Genomic DNA, 24,173 nt, shown 5'->3' with positions numbered 1-24,173 from the left:
CCGGGGTGACTCCCACGCAGCTGCGCAGGCCTCGGCGCATCGCGGTCCTGTCAGTGCACACGTCCCCGTTGGAGCAGCCCGGCACGGGGGACGCGGGCGGGATGAACGTCTACATCACCGAGACGACCACGCGGATGGCCCAGCGCGGCATCGCGGTCGAGGTGTTCACCCGGGCCACCGCCTCCGACCTGCCGCCGGTCGTCGAACTGGCCCCCGGCGTGCTGGTCAGGCACGTCTCCGCAGGCCCGTTCGAGGGGTTGCAGCGCGCCGAGCTGCCCAGCCAGCTGTGCCCGTTCACCGCGGGCGTGCTGCGCGCCGAGGCCAGGCACGAGCCGGGCCACTACGAGCTGGTGCACTCGCACTACTGGCTCTCCGGCCAGGTCGGCTGGCTGGCCCGCGAGCGCTGGGGGGTGCCGCTGGTGCACACCGCGCACACCCTGGCCAAGGTCAAGAACGCCGCGCTCGCCGACGGCGACACCCCGGAGCCGCTCGACCGCGTCCTCGGCGAGCAGCAGGTGGTCGACGAGGCCGACCAGCTCATCGCCAACACCGCCGTCGAGGCCGCGCAGCTGATCGACCTGTACGACGCGGCGCCGGAGAAGGTCAGGACCATCGCCCCCGGGGTCGACCTGGACCGCTTCCGCCCGGGCGACCGGGCCGCGGCCAGGGCCAGGCTGCGGCTGCCGCAGGACGCCGTGGTGGTGGCCTTCGTCGGCCGCATCCAGCCGCTGAAGGCGCCGGACGTGCTGCTGCGCGCCGCCGCCGAGCTGATCGCCAGGGGCACCGCGGCCAGGGACAAGCTCGTCGTCCTCGTCGCGGGCGGGCCCTCCGGCACCGGCCTCGACCAGCCCGCCGCGTTGCAGGACCTGGCCGTCGCGCTGGGCATCACCGACGTGGTGCGGTTCCTGCCGCCGCAGTCCGGGGCCGCGCTGGCCACCGTCTACCGCGCCGCCGACGTGGTCGCCGTGCCCAGCCACAACGAGAGCTTCGGCCTGGTCGCCCTGGAGGCGCAGGCCTGCGGCACCCCGGTGGTCGCCGCCGCCGTCGGCGGGTTACCGGTCGCGGTCGCCGACCGGGTGTCCGGCCTGCTCGTCGACGGCCACGCCACCGCCGACTGGGCCGACTCGCTCGGCCGCCTGGTCACCGCGCCCGACCTGCGCGCCGAGCTGGGCGCAGGCGCGGTCCGGCACGCCAGGGCGTTCTCCTGGGACCGCACCACCGACGCCCTCATCGCTGCCTACGTCGAGGCCGACCACGTCCTGCGGTACGCCTCCGCGCGTGCTGAGGTGGCGGTGTGACGGATGCGCATTCACTCGACCAGGTAATCGCGGACGCGCTCACCGAGCGGGAGCTGGACTACGAGCGGCCGCAGCCGGGCCGGTTCCACGTCACCCTCCCCGGGATCAAGAAGCAGCGCACCAACTGCTGGCTCATCCTGGGCAACCACGCGCTCAGCGTCGAGGCGTTCGTGTGCCGCAAGCCGGACGAGGCGCACGAGGAGGTCTACCGCTTCCTGCTGCGCCGCAACGCCCGGCTCTACGGCGTGCACTACACCGTCGACCGATTGGGTGACATCTACCTGGTGGGCAAGGTCAGCCACGCCGCGGTGACCGCCGACGAGCTCGACCGCCTGCTCGGCCAGGTCCTCGAGGCAGCCGACGGCGACTTCAACACCCTGCTGGAGATCGGCTTCGCCTCCGCCATCCGCCGCGAGTGGGACTGGCGGACCTCGCGCGGCGAGTCGCTCGCCAACCTCCAGGCCTTCGCCCACCTGCTCGAACCCGCCGGGCAACAGGGCCGTGTCGCAGACGAGGCCGACTCGTGATCACCCCGCCCGCAACGCCCTGACCCGCGCGCCCCGTCTGCATGTCAGACGAACAGCGCGAGAGGGGAGCTCGACATGGTGAGCCGGAGAGCCGGGTTAACCGCGGTGCTGCTGGTGGCGGGGGCCTTGGCGGTGGGGTGCACGTCGACGGACAGCATGTCGTCGGGCGGGGCGCCCGCCGCGCCCGTCCCCGCGTTGCACGAGCCGGGCGGGCCGGGCGACAGCGCAACCGACCTCGCCACCGGGACGGGCGCCCGCTCCGGGTCGTCGCCCACCGAGGCGAACAAGGAGCCCGCGGAGCCGCCTCGGGTCAACCAGCCGGGCGTGGACCGCAAGCTCGTCCGCACCGCGAGCGTGGAGCTGACCGCGGGCAAGGTGTCCGACGCCGCCGACCAGGTCCGCGACGCGGTGACCTCGGAGGGCGGGTTCTCCGGGCAGGAGCAGGTCAACGACCGGTACGCGACGCTGACCCTGCACGTGCCGTCCGACCGGCTGGACAAGGCGCTGGAGAAGATCACCGCGGCCGGGCAGGTGCGCAACCGCTCGCAGACCGCTCAGGACGTCACCGAGCAGGTCGTGGACGTGGAGAGCCGCATCGAGACCCAGCGGGCCAGCCTGGCCAGGGTGCGCGCGCTGCTCGACCGCGCGGGCACCATCTCGGAGATCGTGCAGCTCGAGGGCGAGGTCACCCGGCGCGAGGCCGAGCTGGAGTCGCTGCTCAAGCGGCGCGAGGTGCTCGCGGGCAGCGTCGCGCTGTCGACGGTGACCGTGCGGATCAGCCTCGACGGGGCCGCCCCGCCGGTGGCCGAGGACGACGACTCGTTCCTCGGTGCGCTCGCGACCGGGTGGCGGGCGTTCCTGGACGCGGGGTCGTTCGTGCTGCGCGTCGTGGGCACCGTGCTGCCGTTCGCGGTGGTGCTGGGGATCCCGGCCTACCTGCTGTGGCGCGCTCGTCGGCGCAACCGCACCGTGGTGACCCCGCCGCCTGCGGTAGTACCTGCCACTGAAGCCTGACTGTCGCAAGCTGAGAGTTTGAGTCGCGGGGCGGTTCGAGCGCGTGGGTGCCTTCGCGTTCCCGAACGGTTCTGAACTGGGGTTTTGAGTCGCGGGGCGGTTCGAGCGAGGGGGAGTCGCGTTCCCGAACCGCCCCGCGCCTGCCCGCTGCGTCCCGTGGCGGGGGGCACCCGGGAGCCTCGCGGGTCGGCGGCTCGGCAGGGGAGTCGAGCCGCGCGGGACGCCACCCGGACCAGGGAGTGCGTGGGAGCTGACCCGGGGCGCCTATAGGTCAACTTGTCAGATGCCGGACGCCTGCACAAGGCCGACAACTACGCCATTCGTGTCTGTCGCAGACTGTTAGTAACTATTCGATCACGGAAGTCGGTGATCCGACAACTATCTGTGCCTTTGGCGGCGTTTGGGGGTACAAGCTGGGCCAAATCGGGTGTCACCCGGTGGTGAGTGCCGCTGACCGGCGCAAGCAGCTCGCCCCTTCGGGCCAGGGTGGTCGTCGGGTCCACCGGTGAGCAGTGGCACACCCCGGGTGAGCTCGCGGGTCTGGCAGGCTTTCGCCATGGCCATCGGAACCCTGGTGTTGCTCCGCCACGGCGAGAGCGTCTGGAACGCGCAGAACCTGTTCACCGGCTGGGTGGACGTCGCCCTGTCCGAGAAGGGGGTCGCCGAGGCCTCCAGGGGCGGGCTGCTGCTGCGCGAGGCGGGCATCCTGCCGGACGTCGTGCACACCTCGTTGCAGCGCCGCGCGATCACCACCGCGCACCTCGCCCTCGACGCGGCCGACCGGGTGTGGATCCCGGTCAAGCGCGACTGGCGGCTCAACGAGCGGCACTACGGCGCGCTCCAGGGCAAGAACAAGAAGCAGACGCTGGCGGAGTTCGGCGAGGAGCAGTTCATGCTCTGGCGCCGCTCCTACGACACCCCGCCGCCGCCCATCGACCCCGGCGACGAGTTCAGCCAGGACGGCGACCCCCGCTACGCGCACCTCGGTGCCGCCGCCCCGCGCACCGAGTGCCTCAAGGACGTCGTGGCCAGGCTCGTCCCGTACTGGGAACAGGAGATCGTGCCGGACCTGCGCGCGGGCAAGACCGTGCTGGTCGGCGCGCACGGCAACTCGCTGCGGGCGCTGGTCAAGCACCTCGACGGCATCTCCGACGGCGACATCGCAGGCCTGAACATCCCCACCGGCATCCCGTTGCGCTACGACCTCGACGAGGCGCTGAAGCCGACCAACCCCGGCGGCACCTACCTCGACCCGGACGCCGCGAACGCCGCGATCAGCGCGGTGGCCAACCAGGGCCGCTAGTCCCCAGTGGACTGATGGATCGGACGAAGTGGACGCCCCGCCGGTCGTTGGGGTGTCCACTTCGGCCGGTCGGCCACCGCCGACACGGCCGGGAGCCGTCGACCCGGGTGTGATCCCCCCAACGGCCGGTTTCGCTCCGACGGCGGTGTCGCCCGGACGCATGGAGTGCGATGGTTACCGGCCAGTAGGACACGATCGAGTGAACGGGGCTTGGCCGAGTGGGGAACAAGCACGCGCAGGGGTGTCGGCACGGTCACCAATGCCGTTCCCGGGCTGGTCAAACCACTGGGGCCCCTGCCTACGATCCTCGGTGTGGCCGCCCCGGTCTGTCTCGCGCTGTCGTTCGGCACCCTGCTGATCGGCCTGTTCGTCGGCTTCCTCCTCGGTCGGTCCCGCTCCGGTGGGACCGGGAGGGCCCCGGACGGCCCCACGGTCGCCGACCTGGTCCAACGGATCATCCAGTCCACCCACACCGGTGTGGTCGTGCTCAACCGGTTCGGTGACGTGGTGATCCACAACCCCAGGGCGGAGGAACTCGGCCTGGTCCGCAACAACCGCGTCGACGACCGGGCCCGCAAGGCCGCCGAGGTGGTCGTCGAGACCGGCGACCCCATCGAGGTGGACCTCTCGCCGCTGGAGTCGCGGGTCGGGCGCACCCCCGAGGCCGTGCTCGGCGAGGTCCGGCCGCTCGGCGACGGGTTCACCGCCGTCGACGCCGACGACCAGTCCGAGGCGGTCCGGCTGGAGGCCACCCGGCGCGACTTCGTCGCCAACGTCAGCCACGAGCTCAAGACCCCGGTCGGCGCGATGGCGCTGCTGGCCGAGGCGGTGCTCGACGCCGCGGACGACCCGGTCGAGGTGCGCCGGTTCACCACCAAGATCCTCAACGAGGGCAACCGGCTGGGCACGCTGGTCACCGAGTTGATAGCGCTGTCGCGGTTGCAGGGCGCCGAGCGGCTGCCCGAGATGCACACCGTCGAGGTCGACGCCGTGCTGCGCGAGGCCATGGGCCGCGCCCGGCTGGTGATGGAGTCCACCGGCATCGACGTCACCACCGACGACGACAGCGGCCTGCTCGTGCAGGGCGACCGGACGCTGCTGGTCACCGCGCTGTCCAACCTGCTGCAGAACGCGCTCGCCTACTCCTCGGCCGGTAGCCCGGTCTCGGTGAGCCGCAGCGTGGCCGACGGCTTCGTGGAGATCGCCGTCACCGACCGCGGCATCGGCATCCCGGAGGACGAGCAGCAGCGGGTCTTCGAGCGGTTCTACCGCGTCGACCGGGCCCGCTCGCGCGCCACCGGCGGCACCGGCCTCGGCCTGGCCATCGTCAAGCACGTCGCGGCCAACCACGGCGGCGAGGTGCGGCTGTGGAGCAAGCCCGGCCTCGGCTCGACCTTCACCCTGCGCGTCCCGGCCCAGGCCGAACCCCGGGACCAGACCACGAACGGTGCGGAGCCCACCCTGGTGGGCGGCCGCGCGATCGCTCCGTCGAAATCCGACGGCGCCGCGACCGATGGAGGAATGGCATGACGAGAGTGCTGATCGTGGAGGACGAGGAGTCCTTCGCCGACCCGCTTGCCTTCCTGCTGCGCAAGGAGGGCTTCACCGCCGCCGTGGCCGTCACCGGCCAGCAGGCGCTGGAGGAGTTCGACCGCAACGGCGCCGACATCGTCCTGCTCGACCTGATGCTGCCCGGGATGAGCGGCACCGACGTGTGCAAGGCGCTGCGCCAGCGCTCCGCGGTGCCGGTGATCATGGTGACCGCCCGCGACAGCGAGATCGACAAGGTCGTCGGCCTCGAGCTCGGCGCGGACGACTACGTCACCAAGCCGTACTCGGCGCGCGAGCTGATCGCCAGGGTGCGCGCGGTGCTGCGCCGCGGCGGCGAGGCCGGTGGCGACGGCGAGCTGCTGCCCCAGGTGCTCGCGGCCGGACCGGTGCGAATGGACGTCGAGCGGCACGTGGTCACTGTGGACGGCACCGACGTCCCGCTGCCGCTCAAGGAGTTCGACCTGCTCGAGTACCTGCTGCGCAACGTCGGCAGGGTGCTCACCCGCGGCCAGCTCATCGACCGGGTGTGGGGCGCGGACTACGTCGGCGACACCAAGACCCTCGACGTGCACGTCAAGCGGTTGCGCTCGAAGATCGAACCCGACCCGGCCTCGCCGCGCCACCTGGTGACGGTGCGCGGTCTGGGTTACAAGTTCGAGTCCTGATCGTCGCCCCGGTACGGTGCCCCAGTGCGCCTAGGTGTGCTCGACGTCGGGTCCAACACCGTCCACCTGCTCGTGGTGGACGCTCGTCGGGGTGCCCACCCCACGCCCGCGCGGTCTGAGAAGACCGTGCTGCGGCTGGCGGAGCGGATCACCTCGACCGGCCAACTGTCCAAGGTGGGCGCCGACGAGCTGGTGCGCACCGTCGCCGCGGCCAAGGAGTCCTCGGTCCGGCTCGGCTGCGCCGACCTCATGGCCTTCGCCACCTCCGCGGTGCGCGAGGCGGGCAACTCGGCCGCGGTGCTGCGCCGGGTGCACAAGGAGACCGGGGTCGAGCTCAAGGTCCTCTCCGGTGAGGACGAGGCCAGGCTGACCTTCCTCGCCGCCCGCCGCTGGTACGGCTGGTCGGCTGGCAACCTGCTGGTGCTCGACATCGGCGGCGGCTCGCTGGAGATCGCCGCCGGGATCGACGAGGACCCGGACTTCGCCTGGTCGCTGCCGCTGGGCGCCGGTCGGCTGACCCGCACCCGGTTCACCAGCGACCCGCCCGGCCGCGACCAGGTCGAGCGCACGGTCGGCTGGCTGGCCGAGCAGCTCGCGCCGGTGGCCCGCCGGGTCGCCAAGTACGGCGCCCCGGACCGGGCGGTCGCGACCTCCAAGACCTTCCGCACCCTGGCGCGGCTCACCGGTGCCGCGCCGTCCTCGGACGGGCCACGGGTCCGCAGGGTGCTGACCGACACCGCGCTCAGCCAACTGATCGCGTTCATCACCCGCATGTCGGCCGCTGACCTGGCCCAGTTGGACGGGGTCAGCCCCAGCCGGGCGCACCAACTGGTGGCCGGTGCGCTGGTGGCGCAGGCCACTATGCGAGCGTTGTCACTGCCCGAGGTGGAAATCGGGCCGTGGGCGCTGCGCGAAGGGGTCATCCTGCGGCGGCTGGACCAGACGAATGGTGAGGACCACACTGTTCACTCGGATTGACGAGATCCGGGTGGCCCCCGACCCCGAGGGGCCGGTGCCGCCCGCGGCGCGGGTGGGCACTGGACGGATCGGCCTGCACGGGGCACGGTGGAGTGGATGAGTCAAGAAGGTGGTTCGGAGCGCACGCAGCGCACCGTGGCCGAGTTGCTGGCCAAGTACGGCGGCTCCCCTGGCGACGGCGCGCCGCGCAGGCGCCGCCGCAAACCGGACGACGCCTCGGAGACCGCGCCGCAGGCGATCATCGACCGGGTGATGTCCGACAGCGGCAAGCTGCTGCCGATCCGCGAGGACCAGCCGCCGCACGAGCGCGCCTCGCACCGGCAGGACCGGGGCCCGGCCCCGCAGCCGCCGCAGGCACCGTCCCCGGCGCAGCAGGCCCCGCAGCTGCCCAGGCGCACGCGACCGGACCAGCCGCAGGCCAGGGTCGACCAGCAGCCGCCGACCCAGCAGCACCCGCCGGTGGCCCCGCCGCGCCGCGAGCCCCAGGTGGACCCCCGCCAGGCCGCGCGCCCGGTGGTCGAGCCCCGGGTGGCGGAGCCCCCGCGCCAGCCGCAGCGGCCGGACGACCCGCGGCCGCCCCAGGGCAGGCCGGACCAGGTCAGGCCAGAGCAGGTCCGGCCGGAGCAGCCCGAGCAGCGCCACCCGCAGGCGCCCCCGCCGCCGCACCCGCGCCAGGTCGACCCCCGCGAGCAGCACGGACCGCAGGCAGCGGCCAGGCCGAGGCCGGACGTGGCCGAGCCGCTCACCGAGCAGCTGCCCAGGGTCCCGGCCGACGACCCGCTGCCCGACCCGGGCGAGCCGCCCGCCGGTCTGGGCAAGGCGCCGAACCGGGCGCCGCTGCCCAGGCGCGCGCCGTCGGGTGCCCGGCGCCCGCCGCAGGTCTCGCAGCCGTTGCCGGTCCCGCCGCCGCAGGTGTCCCAGCCGCTGCCCGTCCCGCAGGTGTCGCAGCCACTACCGGTGCCGCCGCGCCAGCCCGGGTACCGCGAGTTCGCCGGTGACTCGGCCGAGACCGCGGTCGACCCGACCGGGCCGCCGCCGGAGTTCCGCGAGGAGTTCACCGGCTTCGACGACAAGGCCGCGACCCGGTTCACCGACTACTCCGCGCACGACGAGTTCGCCGACCGGCTCGACGACGACCTCGACGACCGCTTCGACAAGGACATCGACGACCGGTTCGACGAGGACGACGAGCCCGACCGCGCCCGCGACGACCTCGACGACGACGAGGACGAGCCGGACGCCGACGAGGCCCCGCGCTCGGCTGGCCGCGAGTGGCTGATCATGGTCGGCCAGCTCGGGCTCGGCGTGGTCGGCGGCGCCGTGGTGTGGTTGATCTTCAACTGGCTGTGGCGGGTGCTGCCCGCCGCCGCGCTGGTCGGCGCGCTGGCGGTGATCGTCGGGCTGGTGCTGATCGTGCGCAAGGTGCGCCGGGCGGAGGACCTGCAGACCACGGTGCTCGCGGTGCTGGTCGGGTTGTTGGCGACGGTCTCCCCGGCGGCATTGTTGCTGCTCGGCCGGTGATCCCGGTCGGTCTCTCGACCGCGTCGGTGTGGCCGAGGACCGCCTCGACCGCCTTCGCCCTGGCCGCCTCGCTCGGCTACGACGGGGTCGAGGTGATGGTCTGGGCCGACCCGCTGAGCCAGGACGTGCCCGCGCTGGCCCGCCAGTCCCGCCGCAGCGGGGTCCCGGTGCTCGCCGTGCACGCGCCCTGCCTGCTGGTGACGCAGCGGATCTGGTCGCCGGACCCGGAGGTCCGGCTGCGCCGCGCGGTGGAGGCCGCGCAAGACCTGGGTGCGCCGACGGTGGTGGTCCACCCGCCGTTCCGCTGGCAGCGCGGCTACGCCGAGCGCTTCGCGGACCTGGTCGCCGCTCTGGAGGACGGCAGCGGCGTCGCGGTCGCGGTGGAGAACATGTTCCCGGTGCGCCGCGGCTCGGTGGAGATCAGTGCGTTCCGCCCGTCGATCGACCCGACCGAGGTCGGGCACCGCAACTACACGCTGGACCTGTCGCACACCTCCGCCGCGCATGTGGACGCCCTGGCGCTGGCCGAGCGGATGGGCGCGGGCCTGCGGCACGTCCACCTGGCGGACGGCACCGGACTGGCCAAGGACGAGCACCTGGTACCGGGTCGCGGTGGCCAGCCGTGCGCGCAGGTGTGCAGGCGGTTGGTCGAGACCGGGTTCGCCGGGCAGGTCGTGGTGGAGATCAGCACCAGGCGGGCGCGCACCTCCGGGCAGCGCGAGGCGGACATCGCGGCGGCGTTGCGGTTCGCACGGTCCCACTTGGTCGGAGAGTAGACAGTTCGGCGCAAACATAGGACGACCGGATGGCTGTCTTGGCTCGATAGGACACGAGCCGTACAGTTCCCCCCGTGAACCCGTTGCGTTCCTTGATCCTGGCCGCCGCGCGAAACGGCACCATCCGCCGCCTGGTGGCCACCGCTCCCGTCAGCAGGGACGTCGTGCGCCGCTTCGTCGCGGGCGAGACCACGGCGGAGGCCGTCGCCGTCACCCGGCAGCTGGTCGACTCCGGTCTCACCGTGACCCTCGACTACCTCGGTGAGGACACCACCGACGCCAAGCAGGCCGAGCACACGGTCCTGGCGTACCTGGAGCTCCTCGACCAGCTGCACGCCGACGGCCTGTCCGACCGGGCCGAGGTGAGCGTCAAGCTCTCCGCCGTCGGGCAGATGTTCGACGAGGACCTCGCGCTGGCCAACGCCAAGCGGATCTGCGCGGCGGCCGAGGCAGCGGGCACGACGGTCACGCTCGACATGGAGGACCACACCACCACGGACTCGACGCTGCGCATCCTGCGCGAGCTGCGCCAGACCTGGCCGTGGGTCGGCGCCGTGCTCCAGTCCTACCTGCACCGCACCCTCGACGACGTCAACGCCCTGTCCGGGTCCGGCTCGCGCGTGCGGCTCTGCAAGGGCGCCTACAAGGAGCCCGAGACGGTCGCCTTCCAGGAGGCGGTCGAGGTCGACAAGAGCTACGTCCGCTGTGCGAACGCGTTGCTCGCGGGCGACGGCTACCCGAAGTTCGCCACCCACGACCCGCGCCTGGTGCGGATCATCGGGGAGCGCGCCGAGGCCCACGGCCGCAAGCCGGGCAGCTTCGAGCACCAGATGCTCTTCGGCATCCGACCCGACGAGCAACTCCGGTTGGCGCAGCTCGGCCACACCGTGCGGGTGTACGTGCCTTACGGCGGGGAGTGGTACGGCTACCTGATGCGCAGGATGGCCGAGCGCCCCGCGAACACCGCCTTCTTCCTCCGCGCCCTGGCGACCCGGGGCTGAGAAGAACCCCGATCCGTGGCACAGCGCAAAATCGCGGACGCGGGCGTGGCAGGCTATCGCCCATGAGTAGTGCTGCAGGGCACGGCGACGTCCGGGCGGCCGGTGGGGCGTTCGCCGCGGCGGTCAGGGTGCGGCCGCTGGGGGACGGCACCTTCACCGCCGACCTCCCCGCCCCGTGGACGGTCGGCGGGCGCCCGCACGGGGGATTCCTGATGGCCTTGTTGGCCAAGGCCGCGGTGGCCACGCACAGCGGCGCGGGCGCACCGCTGGTCGACCCGCTGACGGTGAGCGCGCAGTTCCTGCGCCCACCCGGGGTCGGACCGGTGCTGCTGCGCACCGACGTCCGCAAGTCGGGGCGGCGCACCACGGTCGTGGCGGTGCACCTCGAGCAGAGCGGGCACAGCTGCGTGGAGGGCGTGGTCACCACCGGTCGGCTGCCGCGCGAACGCGCCGCCTGGACGGATTTACCCAACCAGTCTGCGGAACCGCCCGGCAACGCGATCGACCTGTCCACGGTGCCCTCGGCCTCGGTGTTCAAGCTGAGCGAGGTCTGCGACGTGCGGCTCGACCCCAACGGGGCCGGGTTCCTGCACGGGCACATCGGCGACCCGCTGCGGTTGCGGCTGTGGGCGCGGCCAAGGGGTGAGCACCCGGACCCGCTGTTCGCCTTGGTGGCCGGGGACATCTCGATGCCGGTGACCTTCAACCTCGGCAGGCTCGGCTGGTCGCCGACGGTCCAGCTGACCGCGCACCTGCGGTCGCGGCCCGCCCCGGGGTGGTTGCGGATCCAGGTGGAGTCGAAGGCCGTGCACGGTGTCTGGTTCGACTCCGACGCGACTGTGGTCGATTCCACCGGCAGACTTGTCTGCCAGGCGCGGCAGTTGGCGCTATCGGCCGCCGGTTAGAACTTCACCGTTTTCGCCGTCTTTTTCACTGTTTTCCACAAAGTGCGGCGGATGGTCTGGACCACCCATTCCGGCGCGCCCGCATTCGTCCCCGCCGCACCCGATCGGGCACCGCTGCCGGGAAAACCGGGAACGAGTGGCTAGCCTGTCGGCCATGACTGAGGCGAACGCGCGGCCGGTGATCGCCGTGCTCGGCGCCGGCAAGATCGGCGAGGCCCTGCTCTCCGGACTGCTGCACGGCGGCAGGCAGGCCGACGAGCTGCTGTTCACCGAGCGCTCCGCAGGCCGCTCCGCGCAGCTGACCGACACCTACGGCATCGACGCCGTCGACGTGCCCACCGCGGCCAAGACGGCCGACGTGCTGGTCATCGCGGTCAAGCCGCAGGACATCGACCCGCTGCTCGACGACCTGGCCGGTGCGGTCAGCGCCGACACCCTGATCGTGTCGCTGTGCGCGGGCCTGCCGACCGCCCTGTTCGAGCGCAGGCTGCCCGCGGGCATCCCGGTGGTCCGGGTCATGCCGAACACCCCGATGCTGGTCGGCGAGGCCATGAGCGCCATCTCGCCGGGCAAGCACGCCACCTCGGCGCACCTGGCCATCGTCGAGGAGCTGCTGGGGGTCGTCGGCAAGGTCGTGCGGGTGCCCGAGTCGCAGCAGGACGCGGTGACCGCGCTGTCGGGCTCCGGCCCGGCCTACTTCTTCTTCCTGGTCGAGGCCATGATCGACGCCGGGATCCTGCTCGGCCTGCCGCGCGCGGTGGCCGAGAAGCTGATCATCCAGTCGGCGGTCGGCGCGGCGGCGATGCTGGCCGAGACCGGCGAGCACCCGGTGACCCTGCGCGAGGCCGTCACCTCGCCCGCTGGGACGACGATCATGGCGATCCGGGAGTTGGAGCGGCACGGGGTGCGCGCGGCGCTGCTGGCGGCCATCGAGGCGGCCAGGGACCGCTCCCGCGAGCTGGGCCGCGCGCACGACGCAGATTGAACCCGAAGTGACGTCGCACTTGTCACACGTGTCCCGCTACTCTCGATCGGTACACGTGCGTGTCGAATCCGTCGGTGGGGAAGCCGACGGCGCGACGCGTGGTTAAGGACGCGGTGGATCATGCCTGCGAGCAAGCGCGACTCCGATCCGCCCGGCCTCCCGCAGGTGCAATTCCTGACGGTGGCCGAGGTGGCGGCCCTCATGCGGGTCTCGAAGATGACGGTGTACCGGCTGGTGCACGGCGGCGAGCTGCCCGCGGTGCGGGTCGGCAAGTCGTTCCGGGTTCCGGAGAAGGCCGTGCACGACTACCTGCAGAACGCCTACTTCGACGCTGGGTGAGCGGGCTTGTCCCCGCCCGCCCGCGAGCTCGCCGAGGCGGCCAGGTAGGCTGGCCAGCCGTTGTGCCTGGTGTCTTGGCGCGCGTCGTTGACGTGTCCGCCGCACCGGAGCGCCGGACACCTGGAACGACCTAGAAACACGTAAGGACACACATGGGCTCGGTCATCAAGAAGCGTCGCAAGCGCATGTCGAAGAAGAAGCACCGCAAGCTGCTCCGCAAGACTCGCGTCCAGCGTCGCAAGCTCAAGAAGTAGTGTCTGCCCGCGGCGTCCGCTGGTGCGGGCGCCGCTGGTAACACCCTGTGTGACCTGCGTTAACAGTGCGTTGCCCGACCGGGGGACGCCGGTGGGCGCGAGTAGGCTCGGACCTCCAAGCGCCCACTCCCCCGGGGGTCCCATGACACCACGGACCGTCCTGGTCACCGGTGTCGGCGGCTACCTGGGTGGCCACCTGGCCGCCCGGCTGGCGGCGAACCCGGCCATCGACCGCGTGCTCGGCGTCGACACCGTCGGCCCGTACCGCGCGGTCGCCGGTCTGCCGGGTCGCGTCGAGTTCGTCCGCGCCGACATCCGCAACCCGCTCATCGCCAAGGTGATCACCTCGGCCGAGGTCGACACCGTCGTGCACGCCTCGCTGACCGCCAACCCGCCCGGCCCGTCCCGGCGCAGCGCGGTCAAGGAGATGAACGTCATCGGGGCGATGCAGCTGCTCGCCGCCTGCCAGCGCGCCCCGTCGGTGCGCAAGCTCGTGATCAAGTCCACCGCCGCCGTCTACGGCGCCGGGGCCCGGCTGCCCGCCGTGCTGACCGAGGACGGCCCGCCGCGTGAGCTGTCCTCCAGCGGGTACGCCAAGGACGCCGTCGAGGTCGAGGGCTACGCCCGCGCGTTCGCCCGCCGCCGCCAGGACGTCGAGGTCACCGTGGTCCGGCTGAGCAACCTCATCGGCCCCAGCGTCGACACGGTGCTCACCCGCTACTTCGCGCTCCCGGTCGTGCCCACCGTGCTCGGCTACGACCCGCGCATCCAGCTCCTGCACTCCGAGGACGCCCTCGCCGTGCTGGAGCGGGCCGCGACCAGCCCGGTCTCGGGCGTGTTCAACGCGGGCGGCGACGGGGTGCTGCTGCTCTCGCAGGCCATCCGCCGCGCCGGTCGGGTCCCGTTCCCGGTCCCGCGCGCGGCGATGCCCACCGCGGGCAGGCTGCTGCGCGGCGCCAGGGTGGTCGACTTCTCCGCCGACCACGTCCGCTACCTCAACCACGGCCGGGTGCTGGACACGACCCGGCTGCGCACGGTCCTCGGGTTCACCCCGCGGTGGACCACCCGCCAGGCGTTCGACGACTACGTCCACGGCAGCGGGTTGCGACCGGTCCTCGATCCCACGGTCATCGAGCGTCTTGAACGCCGCTTGGTGGGTACCCGATGAAGGTGACGCGCGTGCAGCAGCAGGCCCAGGTCATCCCGTTGGACCGCGCGGAGCGGCAGCGCAAGCCGACGCAGGAAGGTCCACCGGTCGAGCCGACCCCCTTACGCCCGCCTCCCTCGGAGGAGCCCGCCACGGGTCTCCGCGGGGTGGTGGCGGATGCCCTCGGCTTCGCCCGTAGGCGCCTCTCGGGCGACTACACGGTCGACCAGTTCGGGTTCGACCCTGAACTCACCGACGCCGTGCTGCTGCCCCCGCTGCGTGCGGTCTACCGCAAGTGGTTCCGGGTCGAGGTGACGGGCGCGGAGAACCTACCGGCATCCGGTGGCGCACTCGTCGTGTCCAACCACTCCGGCACCCTCCCGTGGGACGCCCTGATGACGGCCGTGGCGGTCAAGGACAACCGGGACCGCTACCTGCGGATGCTCGGCGCGGACCTCGTCTTCCAGACCCCGCTGCTGGGTGCCCTGGCCCGCAAGTCCGGGCAGACGCTGGCCTGCAACCCGGACGCCGAGCACCTGCTGCGCTCCGGCGAACTGGTCGGCGTCTGGCCGGAGGGCTTCAAGGGCGTCGGCAAGCCGTTCGCCGACCGCTACAAGCTCCAGCGCTTCGGCCGCGGCGGCTTCGTCTCCGCCGCGCTGCGCACCGGCGTCCCGATCGTGCCCTGCTCCATCGTCGGCGCGGAGGAGATCTACCCCAAGATCGCCGACCTCAAGCCGCTGGCGCGCCTGCTCGGCCTGCCCTACTTCCCCATCACCCCGTTCTTCCCGCTGCTCGGTCCACTCGGGCTGGTCCCGCTGCCGTCCAAGTGGCACATCCACTTCGGACCCCCGGTGTCCACTGAGGAGCACGCGGCCGCCGAGGACGACCCGGCCGTGGTGTTCGCGCTGACCGACCAGATCCGGGAAACCATCCAGCAAACCCTCTACCGCATGCTCAACCAGCGCGGCAACCCGTTCCTGGGCTAGGGCCGCAACCACAACGAGCGCGGCCCCCGGATCACCGACGTCGACCGCCACTTCGGCTTCGCGGCGACGGTGATCCTGGGCAGGGCCTCGGTCAGCGCGCGCAGCGCGACCTCGCCCTCCAGCCGGGCCAGCGGGGCGCCGACGCAGTAGTGGGCGCCGCTGGAGAAGGCCAGGTGGTCGTTGTCCCGCGCGCGGCCGATGTCGAACTCGTCCGGCTGCTCGAACGCCGCGGGGTCCCGGCCCGCCGAACCGATCAGGGCGATGACCATGCTGTTCTCCGCCACCGGGACCCCGGAGATCTCGGTGTCCCGGTGCGAGATCCGCGCGGTCATCTGCACCGGTGCCTCGTAGCGCAGCACCTCCTCGACGGCCGGGCCGAGCAGGGTGTCGTCGCCGCGCAGCCGGTCCCACTGGTCGGGGTTGGTCGCGAAGGACCACACGGCGTTGCCGATCAGGTTCGTCGTCGTCTCGAAGCCGGCGAGCAGCAGCAGTTCGCAGGTCGTCGCCAGTTCCACCTCGGTGAGCTCGTCCGAGGCGGCCAGCGCGCTGATCACGTCCTCGCCCGGGTCCGCCCTGCGCTCGGCGATGAGCCGGGTGAACAGCGCGCGCAGTTCCCGGTTCGCGGTCCGGACCTGCAGCGCGTGCCGCACCGACTTCACCCCGTCCAGCGACGCGCCGAGCACCCGGCCGTAGCGGGCGAACACGTCGGCGTCGACGTCCGGGATGCCGAGCAGGTCGCTGATCACCGCGATCGGCAGCGGCGCGGCGAAGTCGGCCACCAGGTCGAACCGGTCCTCGGCCAGGGCCCGCTCCAGCAGCCGGGCGGTGGCGTTCTCGACGCCTGACCGGTACCCGGCGATCTTGGCCGGGGAGAACGCGGGCCTGGCCAGCGCCCGCAGCCGGGTGTGGTCGGGCGGGTCCAGCTCCAGCAACGACGGGATGACCTCGACATCGCCCGGCAGCCCGGAGGCGGTGAACGGCGGCGGCTCGGCCCCGTCGGTGGTCCGGACGCCGAAGGTGCGGTCGCGCAACAACTTCGAGCACAACGCGTGCGAGGCCACCACCGTCAACCCGGTGGCGCTGCGCCGGACCCCGGCGCCTTCCCGCAGCCGCGCGTAGATCCCGTACGGCTCACCCCGCCACGGCGCGGACACCAACCGCGCCAGCCCGTCGCCCCGCGCCGCCATGCCCCACACCGCCGCGCGTTGCACACCCAGCCGCGCGCCCAGCTTCAGCTCGTCCTTCACGGTTCCCCCCGATCCTGTCGCACCGGTCCGTGCCCCAGCCGCGCCGGATCACCGCCCCAGCGTGACGCGCGGAGCCGATCCGTGACCACCCGTCGTGGTCGAGGTCATCCGCCCAGGTCAGATGACGCGCTTGCGGTAGGCCAGGCCCGCGGCGACGGCGCCTGCCAGGGCGCCCGCGCCCAGCACCGAGGGGACGCCGATCTTGGCGGCCTTGCGGCCGGTGCGGAAGTCGCGGATCTCCCAGCCGCGCTTGCGGGCCACCTCGCGCAGGCCGGAGTCCGGGTTGACGGCCACCGCGGTGCCCGCCACCGAGAGCATCGGGATGTCGTTGGACGAGTCCGAGTAGGCGGTGCAGCGGCGCAGGTCCAGGCCCTCGCGGGCGGCCAGCGAGCGGACCGCGTGCGCCTTGGCCGGGCCGTGCAGCATCTCGCCGACCAGCTTCCCGGTGAAGACGCCGTCGGTGCTCTCGGCGACCGTGCCCAGCGCGCCGGTCAGCCCGAGCCTGCGGGCGATGATCTCGGCCAGCTCCACCGGGGTCGCTGTGACCAGCCAGACCCGCTGACCCGCGTCCAGGTGCATCTGGGCCAGCGCCCTGGTGCCCGGCCAGATCTTGTCCGACATCAGCTCGTCGAAGATCTCCTCGCCCAGCGCGCTCAGCTCGGCGACCGTGTGACCGGCCACAAAGGACAGCGCCTGCTCCCGGCTGCTGCGGATGCCGTCCGCGCTCTCCTTGCCGCCGATGCGGAACATCACCTGCTGCATGGCGAACTTGGCCAGGTCGGAGTTGGAGAAGAACTTGCGCGCGGCCAGTCCCCTGGCGAAGTGGAAGATCGACGCGCCCATCATGATCGTGTTGTCCACGTCGAAGAACGCCGCCGCGGTCAGGTCGATCGGCACCGGGGTGTCGGACTGTTCGATCGCGACGGAAGCCGCCTCGGCGCTCGCCTCGCCCGCGAGCGCGGCGAGCCGTTCGAGTTCGGGGTTGTTCCTGTCCCCACGCCGCACGAACACCGCACGCCTCCCCGCTGGATCCCACCTGTCCCCACCAGGGTAGCGAGCCGCCGCCCGGTTCGGTGCCCGCCTCAGCCGATCCTGATCGGCCCGATACCCAGCAGCGGCGGCAGCTCGATGGTCGGCAGCGGCAACGGCAGCGGCACCGACACACCGGGGGCCGGTGTGCTGGTGCCGGGGATCGGGCTGGGCGAGCCGATGATGGGTGGCAGGTCCACCAGGGGTGGTGGTGTCGTGGTCCGCGGCGCACCCGGTGTCGTCGTCACGGGTTGTCCCGTCGGCGGCCCGGTCGGCTGCGGCTCGGTGGTCGGCGTGCGCGGGTCCGCGGTGGGCTCGTTGCCCGCCTGGCTGCCCGGCGTCGACGTCAGGACCCTCGGCGCGTCCGGGCGCACCTCGCACGCCGCGGTCGCAGGCAGCGCGCCGATCTCGTCGAGGTCGCCCGAGGTGACCTGGTAGCACCGCATCCTGGCCAGCAGCGCGGCCGCCCGGCCCTCGACCTGGTCGAGCAGCGCCAGCGACGCCGAGAGCCTGCTGTCGGTCGCCGGGGGCAGTTTCGGGCGCAGCGCGGCCAGCCGGGCGCCCTGCTGGTCGGCCCAGGTGCGCAGGGTGGCCAGCTGGCTGCCGTCGCCGGAGGTGGCCACCGAGGTGAGGCCGCGGCTACCGGCGGTGGCGTCGTTGTCGAAGTCGCCGAGCGCGTCGAGGTACCCGCCGGTCGGCGCGCCGTTCGGGTCCGCGTTGCGCAGGGTGAGGGTCTCGATCTCGCCGATCCGGGCGGTGGCGAACTCCAGGTGCTTGAAGGCCTTCTCCTCCTGCCCGAAGGTCAACCCCAGGGCGGCGGCCTCCCCGGTCCGCTTCACCCCGTAAAGGGCGTCGCCCGGCAGGGCGTCGCGGGCCAGCAGCAGGCTCATCCCGGCCAGCGAGAACACCAGGGCGAGCGCGGCGACGGCGGCGATGGTGAAGCGGGCGCGGGCCGACCCGCGCGGGGTCGGCGACGGCCGGGGAGCTGGCGCCGAGTCCGGGTCGCGCCTGCTGCGCGGTGCCCGGCCGGAGCGCTGCGGTCTGCCCGGTCGCGACTCGCCTGCGCGGCGCGGGGTCGGCGACGGGTGCGGCTGCTCGACGCGGGGCTGCTCGGCGCGGTCGGGGTGGATCGGGTCGGCGACCAGGCTCGCGGTGATCCTCGCCCGCATCCTGGCCCTGGCGTCGTCCTCGGGTGCGGTGTCACGGGCGAGCGCGGCCAGCAGTTCGACGATGGCGTGGTCGTCGTCGGTGAACTCGGGTCCCAGCTCATCGACCAGACCGGGGTGCGCGCGGCCCGCGCGCGGTCTGTCCGCCCGCTCGCCCTGGGGTCCGGTCGACCCGGTTCCGCTGTCCACCATCCCGCTCCGACTCCTGTGGGTCTCGCTGTGGATGAAACGACTGGCCTTCCTCCGGGTTACGGCCCGGCCACGTGGCACATATCGATTGACCCCAACGGGTCAACGCACACTCTCCCACCGCCACGCACCGGATCCGGCCGAACCCGCCGGATCACCGCAGCTCGGTGGGCAACAACTGGGCCAGCCTGCGCACCGCCCGGTGCTGCAGCGCCTTGACCGCGCCCTCGTTCCGGTTCATGATCTCCGCCGTCTCGGCGACGGACAAGCCCTGCAGGAACCGCAGGACGATGCACTCGCGCTGGTCGTCGCCGAGCTGGTCGACGCAGCCGAGCAGCGCCTCCCTGGTGACCTTGGACATCACCTGCTGCTCGGGACCGGCCTCGACCCGCTCGGAGTCGCGGATCTCCGGTGTGGTCACCTCGAGCCGGAACCGGCTGGACTTCACGTGGTCGAGCACCAGGTTGCGGGCGATGGTGACGAACCAGGCACCGACGTCGCGGCCCTGGTAGGTGACGGAGGTGATGCGGCGTAAGGCCCGTAAGAACGTCTCGCTGGTGACGTCCTCGGCCAGTTCCCGGTCGCCGACGCGGAACAGGACGTACCGGTAGACCACGTCCACGTACCGGTCGTAGAGCTGCCCGAAGGCCACCGTGTCACCCTGCTGCGCGGCGTGCACGAGGGCCCACGACTCGCTGTGCGCCTGGTCCGGCACCGCCCCGTCCTGCCCGGCGCCGTCGGTGCCCGCCCGTGCCGAGGGCACGTTCCGGCTGGTCGGGTCGGATCGCGTCTGGCGGGTCATCGGACGGCCGCACACTCCCTCGGGACCCGGCGGTCGCGCCACCGCCGGGGCATCGCAGCTTCACTTGGTGTTACTTCTCGGTAGAGCCGGTGGGTGGGCCAGGATGGGGTCGGAACAGGTAGTTAACCGTGACGTGGGTGATGCGTGCCACACTGCGGCTTTGCTTGCTGATATGACTGCGGCTTTGCTTGCTGGATAGGACAGTGGCGTGCTTGCTGGATGTGACTGCGGTGCTGCTGCTTGCTGGTCGAACGGGATGGGATCGAACGAGGGGGGTCCGCCGGTGGCCGACACGCTGACCGGAAACGTCGCCGACCTGGTGACCGCGGCGAGCGAAAACGTACCCGCCCACCTCGGGCTGGTCGACGTCCCCGACGGGCGTTCACTCAGCTGGCAGCGGGTCGAGCTGGCGGTCGGCCGCTACGCGAACACGCTGGCCGGACTGGGGGTCGCCCCCGGTGACCGGGTCGCGCTGGTCATGTCCAACAGCCTCCAGGCGTGTGTCGTGCTGTTCGCGGTGCTCCGGGCCGGTGCGGTGGCGGTACCCCTCGGTACCGACGCGGTGCCCCGGGAGGTCGAGCGGGTTCTCGACCACGGCGGTGTGTGTTTCGCTTTCGGCGTACCCAGGGTTACCGATCGCACCGGCGGAGTCGTCACCGCCCTCCCGGATCCGGTGTTGGACGACACCGAGCAGGTCGACTCGCGGTTTTCGGCCATCGGCGGCGGCGAGGACCTGGCCCTGCTCTGCTACACCTCCGGCACCGCGGGCACCCCGCGCGGCGTGATGCTGTCGCACCGGGCGCTGCTGGCCAACGCCGCGCAGTGCGCAGCCCTGCGACCCGCGCCGGTCACCCCGACCGACCGGGTGCTGCTCGCCGTCCCGCTCGCGCACGCCTACGGGCTCTCCGGCCTCTGGCAGGTCGCGCTCGCGGGCGCCACGGGCGTGCTGACCGGCAGGTTCGGCATCGACACCGCCCTCGACGCGTGCCGCGACCACCGCGTCACCACCCTCGTCGGCGTGCCCGCCATCTACCAGGCGCTGGCCACCGCGGGCCGCGACCGGCTCGGCGAGGCGCTCGCCACCGCCAGGATGCTGACCTCCGGCGCCGCCCCGCTCGACCCGCGCACGCTCGCGCTGTTCCGCCAGGAGACCGGCCTGTCGATCTTCGAGGGCTACGGCCTGACCGAGACCGGCCCGGTGCTCACCTCCACCCTGGTCGGCGGCTTCGCCAAGCCCGGGTCGGTCGGTCGGGCCATCCCCGGCGTCGAGCTGCGCCTGGTCGACGCGGACGGCACCCCGGTCGCGCCCGACGACTCCGACGACGAGCCCGACTTCGGCGACGACTCCGACACCGGCCTGGTCGCCGCCCGCGGCCAGAACCTGTTCAGCGGCTACTGGCCCGATGGCGACGGCGGTCCGGACGCCGAGGGCTGGTTCCGCACCGGCGACGTCGGCTACCTGGACCCCGACGGCGACCTGCGGCTGGTGGACCGCGCCAACGACCTGATCATCGTCAACGGGTTCAACGTGTACCCGCACGAGGTCGAGCAGGTCGTCGGCGAGCTGCCGGAGGTCGCCGAGGTGGCCGCGGTCGGCGTGCCGGACGAGCGCGCGGGGGAGCGGGTGAAGCTCGTCGTCGTCCCGAGGGCGGGCGTCGAGCTGACCCGCGAGCGGCTGCTGGAGCACTGCCGGGTCAACCTGGCCCGGTTCAAGGTGCCGACCGTCGTCGAGTTCGCCGCCGAGCTGCCGCACTCGGTCACCGGCAAGATCCGGCGCGCAGGCCTGCGCGATAACGTCCAGACATGAGCAGGGTGACGGTGATGACCAGGCAGGGCTGCCACGCGTGCGAGGTGGCCGAGGCCGACGTGGCGCGCATCTGCGCCGACCTGGGCGTCACCTGGTCCGCTGTGGACGTCGACGGTGACCCCGAGCTGCGCGGCGAGTACGGCGACCGGGTGCCGGTGGTCCTGGTGGACGACGCCGAGCACGGGTACTGGCGGGTCGAGGAAGACCGCCTGCGCGCGGCACTCACCTGATCAGGTCCCGATCCGCGCGGCGATCGGCTCCGAAGCCCTGGTGTGGACACTTCCGCCAGGCTTGGTAAGCGGGTCGCCGCGCTCGTCGGTGTTCTCGCCGTCGCCGCCGCCCTCGCCGCCGGTCACCTCGTCGCCGGGCTCGTCGGCCCCAACGCGTCCCCCTTCCTCGCTGTCGGCAACACCGCGATCGACCTGACGCCCTCGTGGCTGAAGAACTTCGCGGTCCGCACCTTCGGCACCTACGACAAGATCGTCCTGCTCGGCGGGATGGGTCTGACGATCCTGGTGTTCGCCGTGGTCGCCGGTCTGCTCTCGCGGCGGTCGCCGGTGCCGGGGCTCGTGCTCGCGGGCGCGCTCGGGCTGCTGGGTGTCGCCGCCGTGCTCAACCGGCCCGACCTGGGCATGATCGCCGTCCTCGCGCCGCTCGCGTCCCTCGTCGTGGGCGTCGTGGTGTTCCGGTTCCTGCACGGCGCCGCCCGCGACCGGGCGACCAGCGACGAGTCCCGACGCTCGTTCCTGCGGCTCTCCGGCGGGATCGCCATCGGTGCTGGCGTGCTGGGCGGCTTCGGCCAGTTCCTGTCCGGCCGCGTCGACGTCGAGGGCTCCCGCGCGGCGGTCGGCAAACTGACCCCGGCCACCCCCGCACCCGCCGTCCCCCGCGGCGCCGAGTTCCCCGGCAACCCCACCTTCATCACCCAGAACCGCGACTTCTACCGCGTCGACACCGCCCTGACCGTCCCCCGCCTGCGCGCCGAGGACTGGCACCTGCGCATCCACGGCTTGGTCGACACCGAACTCAACCTCGACTTCGGCGACATCCGCGGCCGCCCGCTCGTCGAGCGCACCATCACCATGACCTGCGTCTCCAACGAGGTCGGCGGCCCGTACGTGTCGACGTCCAACTTCATCGGCGTCCCCCTGCGCGACCTGCTGATGGAAGCAGGCGTCAAGCCGTCGGCCGACCAGGTGTACTCGTCCAGTGTGGACGGTTGGACCACCGGAACCCCGCTCGACGACATCATGGACGAAAAACGCGGCGCCCTCCTCGCGATCGGCATGAATGGCGAACCGCTGCCCCTGGAACACGGCTTTCCTGCGCGGATGGTGGTGCCCGGGCTGTACGGGTACGTGTCGGCCACGAAGTGGGTGGTGGACATGGAACTGACCCGGTTCGGGGAGAAGCAGTTCTACTGGGAGGAACGCGGGTGGGCCGCTCGGGGGCCGATCAAGACGCAGTCCCGGATCGACGTACCGCGCGGGTTCGCGAACGTGCCCGCAGGCACGGTGACCATCGCCGGGATCGCTTGGGCGCAGACGGTGGGGATCTCGAAGGTGGAAGTCCGGATCGATGGCGGAGCTTGGCAGGAGGCTGAGCTGGCGGTCGAGGTCAACGACCAGACTTGGCGGCACTGGCAGACGACTTTCCCGTTGGCCTCGGGCAGTCACCGGGCTGAGGTACGGGCTACTGACCGCGGGGGGATGACGCAGACGGACGTGCGCGTGCCGCCCATCCCTGATGGGGCAACGGGATGGCACTCGACTCTGTTCACTGTGGAGTGATCGGGGTCTTGGGGTTCGCGGGTTGGTGGGTTCACCCGGTTCGGGGACAGAAGTTGTCCACATGTGGATCTTCGGCGGCCTGTTTCAAGATCGTTTGTCGGGGGGTGTCGATAGACTGGCACTGGGACGCCCCCCGGTGTGGGTGGGGGCTGGGCGGGGTCGGGACCGCGTGCCCGCGAGGCGGCTGGGGTGGGGATAGGGCGCTTGCTGGGGCGTGGAGGGTTTGTGCGGTCCGGAGCGGTGTGGGGCTAAGAGCAGTTGCGCGGTGCAGAGGGCTTGCGGGGGTCGGAATGCGCTTCGGGCGTCGGAGAGTTCTTGGGGCTAGAGGGCTCTCCCGGTACCGGAGTGTTCTCGGGGCAAGGGGCTCGTACGGTTCGGAGAGTTCGCCAGGAGGCGCGGGCGGCGCGGAGGGCTCGCGCGGGATACGGGCTCTCGGTGGCAAGAGGTTTGCGAGTAGTAAGGCTCGCGGGGGCTAGTGCTGCGCTGGGGTCAAGGTCGGAGTGTCTCCGGGTGGCCCCGTCTTGGGTTGGGGTCATGCGGGAGCTGCCGTCTCGCTCGGTGATCTGGGCATGGCCTGGAGATGATCCTGTCCAGATGTCCACTGTGGACGATTCGATCACCCGCTCGCCCCTGGTCGATCTTCCGCTGCACGACTTCGACCCCGAGCCCGCTACCGCGGCGCCCTTCAAGCCCCTGACCTGTGGTTCTTCATCTCCGCCCGCTTCGACTTTCACCCGTTCCAGCGACAGAAGTTGTCCACAAGTCGATCACCGACTCCCTGTTTCAAGATCGTCTGTCGGGGGGTGCCGATAGACTGGCACTGGGACGCCCCCCGGTGCGGGTGGGGGCTGGGCGGGGGTCCTCGCGGGCGTGCGCGCGAAGCGGGTCGGGGC

Annotated in this window: 23 protein-coding genes; 19 read left to right on the top strand and 4 right to left on the bottom strand. The window is 72.3% G+C overall.

What is annotated here, in order from left to right:
* The first annotated feature begins 5 nt into the window (after window positions 1-5).
* The 16 genes from mshA to BMY07_RS20865 all read left to right on the top strand — a co-directional run bounded on the left by mshA (window position 6) and on the right by BMY07_RS20865 (window position 15,250).
* Window positions 6-1,298: a D-inositol-3-phosphate glycosyltransferase gene (mshA, locus tag BMY07_RS20940; protein ID WP_092781257.1), complete on the top strand. Its 1,293-nt coding sequence runs from the start codon at window positions 6-8 to the stop codon at window positions 1,296-1,298.
* A 26-nt stretch (window positions 1,299-1,324) separates the two neighbouring features.
* Window positions 1,325-1,825, top strand: a complete 501-nt coding sequence (locus BMY07_RS20935) for a type III secretion system chaperone family protein (protein WP_425426337.1) — start codon at window positions 1,325-1,327, stop codon at window positions 1,823-1,825.
* A 75-nt stretch (window positions 1,826-1,900) separates the two neighbouring features.
* Window positions 1,901-2,839, top strand: a complete 939-nt coding sequence (locus tag BMY07_RS20930; protein ID WP_092781251.1) for a DUF4349 domain-containing protein — start codon at window positions 1,901-1,903, stop codon at window positions 2,837-2,839.
* Window positions 2,840-3,395: 556 nt separating this feature from the next.
* The gene (locus tag BMY07_RS20925; protein ID WP_092782201.1) at window positions 3,396-4,142 is read left to right on the top strand and encodes a phosphoglyceromutase; all 747 of its coding nucleotides are present in this window, start codon (window positions 3,396-3,398) and stop codon (window positions 4,140-4,142) included.
* A 312-nt stretch (window positions 4,143-4,454) separates the two neighbouring features.
* Complete coding sequence (locus BMY07_RS20920) at window positions 4,455-5,672, top strand: sensor histidine kinase (RefSeq protein ID WP_092781248.1); 1,218 nt, start codon at window positions 4,455-4,457, stop codon at window positions 5,670-5,672.
* Window positions 5,669-6,358, top strand: coding sequence for a response regulator transcription factor (locus BMY07_RS20915; RefSeq protein WP_026425837.1), 690 nt, complete (start codon window positions 5,669-5,671; stop codon window positions 6,356-6,358). Before BMY07_RS20920 ends, BMY07_RS20915 begins: the two co-directional genes overlap by 4 nt.
* A 24-nt stretch (window positions 6,359-6,382) precedes the next feature.
* Window positions 6,383-7,336, top strand: coding sequence for a Ppx/GppA phosphatase family protein (locus tag BMY07_RS20910; RefSeq protein WP_092781245.1), 954 nt, complete (start codon window positions 6,383-6,385; stop codon window positions 7,334-7,336).
* Window positions 7,337-7,432: 96 nt separating this feature from the next.
* Window positions 7,433-8,857 carry a hypothetical protein gene (locus tag BMY07_RS20905; RefSeq protein ID WP_143073573.1) on the top strand — a complete coding sequence of 475 codons (1,425 nt, stop codon included), beginning with the start codon at window positions 7,433-7,435 and terminating at the stop codon, window positions 8,855-8,857.
* Entirely contained in the window at window positions 8,854-9,633 is a 780-nt protein-coding gene (locus BMY07_RS20900; protein WP_092781239.1) for a sugar phosphate isomerase/epimerase family protein, read from the top strand. The genes BMY07_RS20905 and BMY07_RS20900 overlap by 4 nt, the downstream gene beginning before the upstream one ends.
* A 74-nt stretch (window positions 9,634-9,707) precedes the next feature.
* Window positions 9,708-10,634 (top strand): proline dehydrogenase family protein, encoded by a 927-nt coding sequence (locus tag BMY07_RS20895; RefSeq protein WP_092781237.1) that lies wholly within the window; start codon window positions 9,708-9,710, stop codon window positions 10,632-10,634.
* Between the two features lie 62 nt (window positions 10,635-10,696).
* Window positions 10,697-11,539 carry a thioesterase family protein gene (locus tag BMY07_RS20890; protein WP_092781234.1) on the top strand — a complete coding sequence of 281 codons (843 nt, stop codon included), beginning with the start codon at window positions 10,697-10,699 and terminating at the stop codon, window positions 11,537-11,539.
* 154 nt (window positions 11,540-11,693) lie between these two features.
* Window positions 11,694-12,524, top strand: coding sequence for a pyrroline-5-carboxylate reductase (gene proC, locus BMY07_RS20885; RefSeq protein ID WP_092781231.1), 831 nt, complete (start codon window positions 11,694-11,696; stop codon window positions 12,522-12,524).
* Between the two features lie 120 nt (window positions 12,525-12,644).
* Window positions 12,645-12,863 (top strand): helix-turn-helix domain-containing protein, encoded by a 219-nt coding sequence (locus BMY07_RS20880; protein ID WP_092781228.1) that lies wholly within the window; start codon window positions 12,645-12,647, stop codon window positions 12,861-12,863.
* A 152-nt stretch (window positions 12,864-13,015) separates the two neighbouring features.
* The gene (locus BMY07_RS20875) at window positions 13,016-13,117 is read left to right on the top strand and encodes a 30S ribosomal protein bS22 (RefSeq protein ID WP_018684825.1); all 102 of its coding nucleotides are present in this window, start codon (window positions 13,016-13,018) and stop codon (window positions 13,115-13,117) included.
* A gap of 142 nt (window positions 13,118-13,259) precedes the next feature.
* Window positions 13,260-14,285 (top strand): NAD-dependent epimerase/dehydratase family protein, encoded by a 1,026-nt coding sequence (locus tag BMY07_RS20870; protein ID WP_092781225.1) that lies wholly within the window; start codon window positions 13,260-13,262, stop codon window positions 14,283-14,285.
* The gene (locus tag BMY07_RS20865) at window positions 14,282-15,250 is read left to right on the top strand and encodes a lysophospholipid acyltransferase family protein (RefSeq protein ID WP_143073572.1); all 969 of its coding nucleotides are present in this window, start codon (window positions 14,282-14,284) and stop codon (window positions 15,248-15,250) included. The genes BMY07_RS20870 and BMY07_RS20865 overlap by 4 nt, the downstream gene beginning before the upstream one ends.
* On the opposite strand, the gene BMY07_RS20860 is transcribed toward BMY07_RS20865, so the two are convergent.
* From BMY07_RS20860 to BMY07_RS20845, 4 genes are all read right to left on the bottom strand, one after another.
* Window positions 15,247-16,497: a cytochrome P450 gene (locus tag BMY07_RS20860; protein WP_092781222.1), complete on the bottom strand. Its 1,251-nt coding sequence runs from the start codon at window positions 16,495-16,497 to the stop codon at window positions 15,247-15,249. The genes BMY07_RS20865 and BMY07_RS20860 overlap by 4 nt on opposite strands.
* Window positions 16,498-16,614: 117 nt before the next feature.
* Window positions 16,615-17,508, bottom strand: coding sequence for an HAD family hydrolase (locus BMY07_RS20855; protein WP_092781219.1), 894 nt, complete (start codon window positions 17,506-17,508; stop codon window positions 16,615-16,617).
* A 71-nt stretch (window positions 17,509-17,579) separates the two neighbouring features.
* A complete protein-coding gene (locus BMY07_RS20850; RefSeq protein WP_092781216.1) occupies window positions 17,580-18,884 on the bottom strand; it encodes a DUF5667 domain-containing protein in 1,305 nt (434 codons plus the stop codon).
* A 151-nt stretch (window positions 18,885-19,035) separates the two neighbouring features.
* Window positions 19,036-19,683, bottom strand: coding sequence for a sigma-70 family RNA polymerase sigma factor (locus BMY07_RS20845; RefSeq protein ID WP_092781214.1), 648 nt, complete (start codon window positions 19,681-19,683; stop codon window positions 19,036-19,038).
* Between the two features lie 256 nt (window positions 19,684-19,939).
* Between BMY07_RS20845 and BMY07_RS20840 the strand changes: the two genes are divergently transcribed.
* Genes BMY07_RS20840 through BMY07_RS20830 form a run of 3 tightly spaced genes read left to right on the top strand, consistent with a single transcriptional unit; the run spans window position 19,940 to window position 23,280 of the window.
* Window positions 19,940-21,490, top strand: a complete 1,551-nt coding sequence (locus BMY07_RS20840) for an AMP-binding protein (protein ID WP_092781211.1) — start codon at window positions 19,940-19,942, stop codon at window positions 21,488-21,490.
* Complete coding sequence (locus BMY07_RS20835; protein WP_092781208.1) at window positions 21,487-21,720, top strand: glutaredoxin family protein; 234 nt, start codon at window positions 21,487-21,489, stop codon at window positions 21,718-21,720. The genes BMY07_RS20840 and BMY07_RS20835 overlap by 4 nt, the downstream gene beginning before the upstream one ends.
* A gap of 42 nt (window positions 21,721-21,762) precedes the next feature.
* Window positions 21,763-23,280, top strand: a complete 1,518-nt coding sequence (locus BMY07_RS20830) for a molybdopterin-dependent oxidoreductase (RefSeq protein ID WP_092781205.1) — start codon at window positions 21,763-21,765, stop codon at window positions 23,278-23,280.
* Window positions 23,281-24,173: the final 893 nt, after the last annotated feature.

This window comes from Actinokineospora terrae, assembly GCF_900111175.1.
Classification (GTDB): domain Bacteria; phylum Actinomycetota; class Actinomycetes; order Mycobacteriales; family Pseudonocardiaceae; genus Actinokineospora; species Actinokineospora terrae.
This window is presented reverse-complemented; position numbering and strand designations above follow the sequence as displayed.